Origin of the sequence: Actinomadura sp. WAC 06369 (genome assembly GCF_003947565.1) — a bacterium.
GTDB lineage: Bacteria > Actinomycetota > Actinomycetes > Streptosporangiales > Streptosporangiaceae > Spirillospora > Spirillospora rifamycini.
The window spans coordinates 1-6,621 of record NZ_QHJN01000265.1; the positions used below are offsets into that span (position 1 = coordinate 1).

Annotated in this window: 8 protein-coding genes; 2 read left to right on the forward strand and 6 right to left on the reverse strand. The window is 73.4% G+C overall.

The window, feature by feature from the left end; all coding sequences use genetic code 11:
* Positions 1-147 precede the first annotated feature (147 nt).
* Positions 148-573, forward strand: coding sequence for an RNA-binding S4 domain-containing protein (locus tag DMH08_RS37590; RefSeq protein WP_026403247.1), 426 nt, complete (start codon positions 148-150; stop codon positions 571-573).
* Between the two features lie 109 nt (positions 574-682).
* Here DMH08_RS37590 and DMH08_RS37595 read toward each other — a convergent pair whose 3' ends face one another.
* The 4 genes from DMH08_RS37595 to DMH08_RS37610 all read right to left on the reverse strand — a co-directional run bounded on the left by DMH08_RS37595 (position 683) and on the right by DMH08_RS37610 (position 4,743).
* Positions 683-2,158, reverse strand: a complete 1,476-nt coding sequence (locus DMH08_RS37595; RefSeq protein ID WP_051300878.1) for an arylsulfotransferase family protein — start codon at positions 2,156-2,158, stop codon at positions 683-685.
* Between the two features lie 128 nt (positions 2,159-2,286).
* Positions 2,287-2,487 carry a hypothetical protein gene (locus DMH08_RS37600; RefSeq protein ID WP_026403248.1) on the reverse strand — a complete coding sequence of 67 codons (201 nt, stop codon included), beginning with the start codon at positions 2,485-2,487 and terminating at the stop codon, positions 2,287-2,289.
* A 121-nt stretch (positions 2,488-2,608) separates the two neighbouring features.
* Complete coding sequence (locus DMH08_RS37605; protein WP_026403249.1) at positions 2,609-3,382, reverse strand: acetate uptake transporter family protein; 774 nt, start codon at positions 3,380-3,382, stop codon at positions 2,609-2,611.
* A 68-nt stretch (positions 3,383-3,450) separates the two neighbouring features.
* Positions 3,451-4,743: a cytochrome P450 gene (locus tag DMH08_RS37610; protein WP_026403250.1), complete on the reverse strand. Its 1,293-nt coding sequence runs from the start codon at positions 4,741-4,743 to the stop codon at positions 3,451-3,453.
* A gap of 146 nt (positions 4,744-4,889) precedes the next feature.
* Between DMH08_RS37610 and DMH08_RS37615 the strand changes: the two genes are divergently transcribed.
* Positions 4,890-5,252, forward strand: coding sequence for a hypothetical protein (locus DMH08_RS37615; RefSeq protein ID WP_125620994.1), 363 nt, complete (start codon positions 4,890-4,892; stop codon positions 5,250-5,252).
* A 4-nt stretch (positions 5,253-5,256) separates the two neighbouring features.
* Here the strand turns inward: DMH08_RS37615 and DMH08_RS37620 are convergent, their stop codons facing one another.
* Positions 5,257-5,853, reverse strand: coding sequence for a TetR/AcrR family transcriptional regulator (locus DMH08_RS37620; protein ID WP_125620996.1), 597 nt, complete (start codon positions 5,851-5,853; stop codon positions 5,257-5,259).
* Positions 5,854-5,931: 78 nt separating this feature from the next.
* Positions 5,932-6,528: a hypothetical protein gene (locus tag DMH08_RS37625; RefSeq protein ID WP_125620997.1), complete on the reverse strand. Its 597-nt coding sequence runs from the start codon at positions 6,526-6,528 to the stop codon at positions 5,932-5,934.
* Positions 6,529-6,621 lie beyond the last annotated feature (93 nt).

Here is a 6,621-nt window from a genome sequence, read left to right on the forward strand (position 1 = left end):
AGCCGGTCGAGCTCGCGGCGGTCGCGCTTGGTGGGACGTCCCGCGATCGGCATGAGCGCCTCGCGCGGCGTGAGCGCCTCGCGCGGCGGCGGGGGCGGGGGAAAATGGGGTGACCGGTGGGACGGGGGCTTGGCTACAGTCGTCACCATGGCAGAAGACGGGTCGGTGCGGATCGACCTCTGGCTGTGGTCGGTGCGGCTGATCAAGACGCGGTCGCAGGCGACGGCGGCCTGCAAGGCGGGGCACGTCCGGGTCAACGACGAGCGCGCGAAGGCCGCCACGGCGGTGCGGGCGGGGGACGAGATCCGGCTGCGGCACGAGGGGCGCGAGCGCATCGTGGTGGTGCGGAAGGTGATCCGCAAGCGGGTCGGCGCGCCCGTCGCGGCCGAGTGCCTGACCGACAAGAGCCCGCCCCCGCCGCCGCGCGAGGCGCTCATGCCGATCGCCCGGCGGGAGCGCGGCGCGGGACGTCCCACCAAGCGCGACCGCCGCGAGCTCGACCGGCTGCGGGCCCTCAACGGCGACGCGCTGGCGGCCAGCGCCCGGGAGGCGCGGCGCACGCGTCCCCAGTGACGGCGCGGGCCCGCTCCCGGCGCGTCCGTGACGGGGCAGGCGGGTGACGGGCCGCCGGTGAGCCCGGCGACGCGGGTTTCCGGACGTCCGGAAACCCGCGGGATCGGCGTCAGACGGCCGCGCTGCTGCGGGTGTTGAGCGGGGTGGAGCGGGCGAGTTCGGCGCCGCCGGCGTCGAGCGCGACGGCGACGGCGGTCGCGGCCCGCTTGACCTGCGCGGACGTCTCGAACCCGGAGCGCCGGACGGTCGCCGCGGGGGACAGCCGGGACGAGTCGGGCCCGGTGAGGAACCGCCAGGCGGCGACCTCGGTGGCGCCGTTCCAGCTCGCGTACAGGCGCATGCCGCTCGCCGTGGAGCGGGACGCGAGCAGCGGCGGGGTGCCGGGCTGGGCGGTCCACGCGTGGCGGTACGCGCGGTAGGACGACTGGCCCGTCTTGAGCTCGAAGACGACCTCGCCGGACGGGGTGTACTCGATGGCGGCGGCGGTCGAGCCGTAGCCGAGGAACACGTTGCCGCCGGGGAGGATCTGCATGTTCGCCATGTAGTGGGCGAACGTGGTGCCGTCGGTGTACTCCCACACGAGGTCGGCGCGGCGGGCGCGCTCGTCGACCTTGATCATGATGCCGCGGGACGGGCCGGTCTCGGCCTCGGTGATCGCGTTGTCGAACAGCGTGATCGTCCCGTCGGGGCGGCGGCGGGCGTCGTGCTGCCACTTGAACTCGACGCCGTCGCCGAGTTCGAAGTCGCCGCGGGTGCCGCCGAGCCGCCAGCGGATCGCGCCGGTGCGGCGGTCGATCCGGTAGAGGGCGCTGGTGTTGCGGGCGGAGAGCAGGAGGGCGTCGCCGTCGGCCTCGACGGAGTTGACGTGCACGGGGTCGAACGGCTTGCCGTCCGTCCCGTCGGCGTTGTCGGCGAGGGGCGTGACGGTCTCGGCGATGTCGATGTGGTCGAGGGCGCTCCAGTCGAACAGGACCCGGCCGGTCCGGACGTCGATCTCCTGGACGCGGTTGTCGAAGACGTGCCCGTCCCGCGGCCCGCCGATGGCGCGCATGTCGGCGCGGACCAGCGGGTACGCGACGATCAGCGCGGTGCCGCGGTCGGTGAGCTGGAACTCGTGCAGGTCGACGTGGACGCCGTCGCCGCCGCCCGCCCGCACCTCGGCGATCTTCCGGTAGGTGTCGTCGAGGATGACGCCCTTGCCCCAGCCGTAGCCGCCGGTGCGGCGCTCGCCCTCCCAGTAGGTGAGGACGGGCCGCCCTTCGAAGGTCTGCACGCGAAGGTCCGTGACGGTCTGCTGGGACGGGTTGACCCAGACGGGCTCGCCCCGGTCGTCGACGATGAGGCCGTCGGCGTGCGCGGTGCCGCGGAACGGGCCGAGGAACACCAGCCCCTTCTCGGGGGCGCCGCCGCGGCGCGCGCTCATCTGCGGGGGCCGCAGCTCGGGCATCGTCACGTACGGGCCGGTCGCGGGGGCCGCCGGGGCCTCGGCCCCGCGGAGGGGGGCCGTACCGCTGACCAGTGCCGCCCCGCCGGTGAGCCCGACGGCGCCGCCCAGGACCAGGAACCTTCGACGTGTGAAGCGCATATATCCGGTTCTATGCGATGAGTCTCAAGAAATCATGAGAAATGACCATGGAATCGTGCACGCATCCTGCCACGGGCCGCCGTCCCGGTGGGGGAGGCGCGCTGACGATCATCGTCGCGGGATGCGGGTCACAGGGAGTGGACGACGCGCAGGTGCTCGCGGAACGCGGCCAGTTCGAGCACCGCGTGCTCGCAGCGCTCGCAGACCCAGACGCCGCTCGGCACCTGGAACCCGCGGCCGGCCGCGTCGTCCCGGGCGCAGGCATGCAGGTAGGCCCGGGCGACTCGCCGCCACGCACGTCGTGCCGTCCGCCGGACCTTGATCGGCATACCCGTCTCCCCTGGGCCTCGTGGGTCATGTGCGGCCCAGGATAGGGGAGCGGGACGGTAAACCCGACAAAAGGGGACCCCATGCCGCAACCGGGAGGGAGCGGCATGGAGTCGGGACGGGTCACTGGCCGATCTTGACGCCCGGCTGGCCGTACCGGTACTCCAGCGGCCTGCTGGGTCCGGGGCCCTCCGGGACGTACTTGCCCCGGCGGGTACGGAAGAGCGGCATGACGGTCCGCCCGACGGTGTTCTCCATCATCATCGCCGCCGCCGTGTAGACCGCGATCGCCGCGGACACCACGAACAGCCAGCCGCCGATGCGCAGCGGCCAGGTCGATCCGGCGAAGAACCCCGCCGCGGTGAACCCCGCGGCCGCGGCCAGCGCCGCCAGCACCAGCGTCAGCATCATGTTGCGGCCGAGCGCGGCGAACGCGCAGAAGCCGGTGATGACGGCCAGCGGGACGAACCAGAACCCGAACGCCGCGTTCGTCTCACCGAAGGCGGGAACGAGCTCGATGGGGAACACGCCCGCGGAGATCATGAGCCACATCAGCCCCCACGCCAGCCAGAACGCGCCCCACGTGCCGTGCAGGGCCGTGGCCAGGCCGTCCTGCGCCCGGTACGACCACATTCCCGCCAGGAACTGCGCGAGCCCCCCGAACATGAGGACGAACGGGAACAGCACCAGCGGCGTGGTCGGATTCCCGTACCAGTCCGCCTGCCAGGCGCCGACCATCATGGTCGCGCCCGCGAGCGCGAACAGCCCGAGGATGGACGGTGCGGCGACCGGCTGCAGGAACACCCGCGTCCGGTCCTCCCACATCCGGTACTCGTCCTGTTCGAGCTCGCGACCCCCCGGAGCCGCGTGCGCCGAGGTCTCTCTCCGTTCCGCCATGACTTCCCCCTTCGGAATTGGAGAGCTTTCACCCCTTCTAACCTGAATGCCGCAGGTCAAACAGGTGTTCATGACGCACGGTGAGCGCCCGTTCCGCGGGGGGCCGGGGCCGCGTGCACGCCCGCGATGACGAACCCGCTGCGGGGCCGGGTCGGGACGCGCCGCAGCGGGACGGCGAGGTCCTGCGGCGGCACGTGGTACTGCAGGCGCGCCAGCCGGACGCCGAGGCACTTCAGCACCTCGACGGTGATCGTCTCGCCGGGGCAGCGGTGGCCGGTGCGGGGGTCGCCGCCGCCCTGCGGGACGAGGACGTCCGGGTCGGGCTCGGCGCCGGCGAACCGGTCGGGGTCGAACCGGTACGGCTCGTCCCACAGGCCGGGGTCGTGGTTCTGCCCGAACAGGTCGAGCAGGACGAGCGCCCCGCTCCGGATCTTCTCCCCCCGCCACCGCATGCCGCGCACCGCCGCGCCCCCGACGAACGGGGCGAACGGGTAGAAGCGCCGCACCTCGTGCGCGAAGGCCGTCGCGAACGCGTCGTCCCCGGACGCCAGCCGCTCCCGGTGCTCCGGCCACCGGTGCAGCGCGTGCGCCGCGAACGTGACGAACCACGCGACCGCGACCGTCGGGCGGACGATGTTCAGCAGCTCGATCGCGGCCGTGCGGGGGTCGAGGGGCCGCCCGTCCGCGTCCCGGTGCCGGGCCACCACGGCGATCGCCGACCGCGCCGGCGGGCCGCCGCCCTCCCCGGACGTCCGCGCCCGCGCCTCGCTCACCAGGCCCGCGACCCACGCCTCCTGCCGCCGCCGCGCCGCCCGCGCCCGCCAGTGCCGGGGGCCGGGCGTCGCGAACCCGTCGACCATGGTCGTGACGTCGCGGGCGAGGTGGTCGGCGGCGGCGTCGTTCAGCGGCATGCCCGCCCACCGGCACACGCCCCGCGCGAGCACCCGGCTCGCCTCGTCGAACACCACCGCGCGCGGACTCTCCTCCCACGACCGCACCAGCTCGTCCCAGGCGGCCCGGACGTGCGCGACGAGCCCCTCGACGCCCTCCGGGTCCTCCAGGAGCGACACGAACAGCTCCTTCCGGACACGATGCGCGTGCCCGTCCAGCGTCTGGACGCCCCCGTGCCCGAACAGTGTGCTGAGCACCGGCTCCGGCAGCGCCGTGCGCCGCTTGATGTGGTCGTCGTCGTAGAAGAACCGCACGGCGTCCGGTCCGCGCAGCGCGACCGCCGGCTTGCCCAGGAGCCGGGTGCGGACGGCCGGCCGGTCGGTGCCCCGGAAGAGGCCGGGGAGCCACGCGTACCCCTCGGCGAGCAGCAGGAGGGTGTTGTCCAGGATCAGACGATGAGGTCGACGCATGGGCGCCGCATCCCCGAACCGGACGTCCGCAAACGCCCCCGCCCGCCGCCGCCGGACCCCGGACCGGACGCGCGGGCCCGCGAATCGGCCCGTCCGAAACAGGCACCCTGACGCTGTGTGCGGGGATGAGTCGCTATTGTTCGGGAATGCCGGGAAAGAAGATCAGCCCCCTCTTCGCGATCTGCGCGGGCATCGGGGTCGTCCTCATCGCGTTCGCCCTGTTCGGCACCCTCGTCTCCGGCGCCCGGGTCGACGAGCCCGACGGGGACAAGGCCGAGATCCAGATCCAGCTCGCCACGTGCCTGAACTTCATCGTCGCCGGACTGACGTTCGTCCTCATCGGCCTCGGCTTCCAGATGTCGTCCGGCACCCGCGCCGCCGCGCCCCCGGTGCCGCCGGGCGGCTGGCAGCAGCCCGCCGGGCACGCCCCCGCGCCCCAGCAGCCCCCGATGCAGCAGCAGCCGATGCAGCAGCAGCCGATGCAGCAGCCGCCGCACCAGCAGCGCTGACCCGCTACCCGGCCGTCCGCGCGGGCCCCTCGAACCGGCGCAGGAATTGCTCGACGACCTCGTCGGTCTCGCCGTGCCCCACCGACATCCCGAGCGACTTCTCCATCGTTACCAGCCGGGACAGGCTCGTCAGCAGCGCCGACAGGAACGGCGCCGGATACTCCCCGAGGTCGACCCCGTACCGTTCCGCCAGCCGCTCCATGGCCTCGGCCTGCCTCACCCGCATCCGCTCGGCGTACCGGCCGATCTCGTCACGCAGGCTCTTGCGGTGGTTCGCCAGCGCGACGTACTCCATCGTCAGCGCGGTCGCCGCCGGATCGGTGCTGAACGCCCACAGCTCCCGCAGCGGCTGCGCCGACGCGAGCGCCCGCTCCTGGTGCTCGACGCCCTCCTCGGCCCGCCGCCGGAACGCCTCCAGGAACAGTTCGTCCATCGTGCGGAAGTAGTAGTGGACGAGCTGGGGCTTGAGCCCGGCCTTCGCCGCGACCCGCCGCGACGTCACCGCCGCGTACCCCTCCTCGAGCATCAACTGCTCCGCCGCGTCCAGCAGCGCCGCCCGGTTCTTGGCGTCCGGCGCACCGATCCTGCGCGGCGATGTCATGCACGTCCTCCACGAACTCCCGACCGAACCCGCGGCAATCGTAGTCACCGCGGCGTTCGGCCAGGGGCCCGCCGGGCGTCACTCCCTGCGCGCGGACCGTCCCGCGCCGGTGCCCGCCTTCGGCCTGCCGAGGTGGAAGTGCCGCTTGCGCTGCGCCGGGACGGCGCCGTGTTCGGGCCCCGCGCGGTCGTCGACGGGACCCCGCTCGCGCTCCGCGCGCCGCGCCTCCCGGACGCCGACCACCAGGAACCGTCCCAGCGCCAGCGCCGCCAGCAGGATCATCACGGCGCCGAGCCCCTCGAAGAAGGTCAGCCGCTCGGTGATCTGCCGCGCCTCACCCCCGAGCGCCGTCCCCACGCCCGAGTTCCACAGCGCGGCGATGGTGGTGCCGACGACGAACCACAGCCCGCCGAGGGCCGCCAGCCACCCGCCGAACATGGCGACGGGCCGGTTCGCGGTGAACATGAGGATCAGCCCGCCGATCCCCACGGCGACCGCCGGCAGGATCGAGAGCACCAGCCAGTCGTTCGAGTAGACCCACGGATCGGTCGACCCGAAGCCGAAGTCGAAGTACGGCCCGATGAACGGAATGAGCCCGCCCCACAGGGCCAGCAGCACCAGCAGAAGCCCGCTGAGCATGCCGCGGCTGCGGGGAGCTCGCATCGTCCCAGTCATGAGAACCCCTCCCTGACCAGGTGATATGCCAATATTTCAGGCAAGCGATACCCGGCCAGCCGAGCCCCAACCGACCCCGCCCGGCAAAGAAAC

Excerpts from the sequence above, each read along its gene's own strand:
- DMH08_RS37605 (WP_026403249.1), bottom strand. The coding sequence starts at position 3,382 with ATGGCGGAACGGAGAGAGACCTCGGCGCACGCGGCTCCGGGGGGTCGC.
- DMH08_RS37620 (WP_125620996.1), bottom strand. The coding sequence starts at position 5,853 with ATGACATCGCCGCGCAGGATCGGTGCGCCGGACGCCAAGAACCGGGCG.
- DMH08_RS37625 (WP_125620997.1), bottom strand. The coding sequence starts at position 6,528 with ATGACTGGGACGATGCGAGCTCCCCGCAGCCGCGGCATGCTCAGCGGG.
- DMH08_RS37600 (WP_026403248.1), bottom strand. The coding sequence starts at position 2,487 with ATGCCGATCAAGGTCCGGCGGACGGCACGACGTGCGTGGCGGCGAGTC.
- DMH08_RS37610 (WP_026403250.1), bottom strand. The coding sequence starts at position 4,743 with ATGCGTCGACCTCATCGTCTGATCCTGGACAACACCCTCCTGCTGCTC.
- DMH08_RS37595 (WP_051300878.1), bottom strand. The coding sequence starts at position 2,158 with ATGCGCTTCACACGTCGAAGGTTCCTGGTCCTGGGCGGCGCCGTCGGG.
- DMH08_RS37590 (WP_026403247.1), top strand. The coding sequence starts at position 148 with ATGGCAGAAGACGGGTCGGTGCGGATCGACCTCTGGCTGTGGTCGGTG.
- DMH08_RS37615 (WP_125620994.1), top strand. The coding sequence starts at position 4,890 with ATGCCGGGAAAGAAGATCAGCCCCCTCTTCGCGATCTGCGCGGGCATC.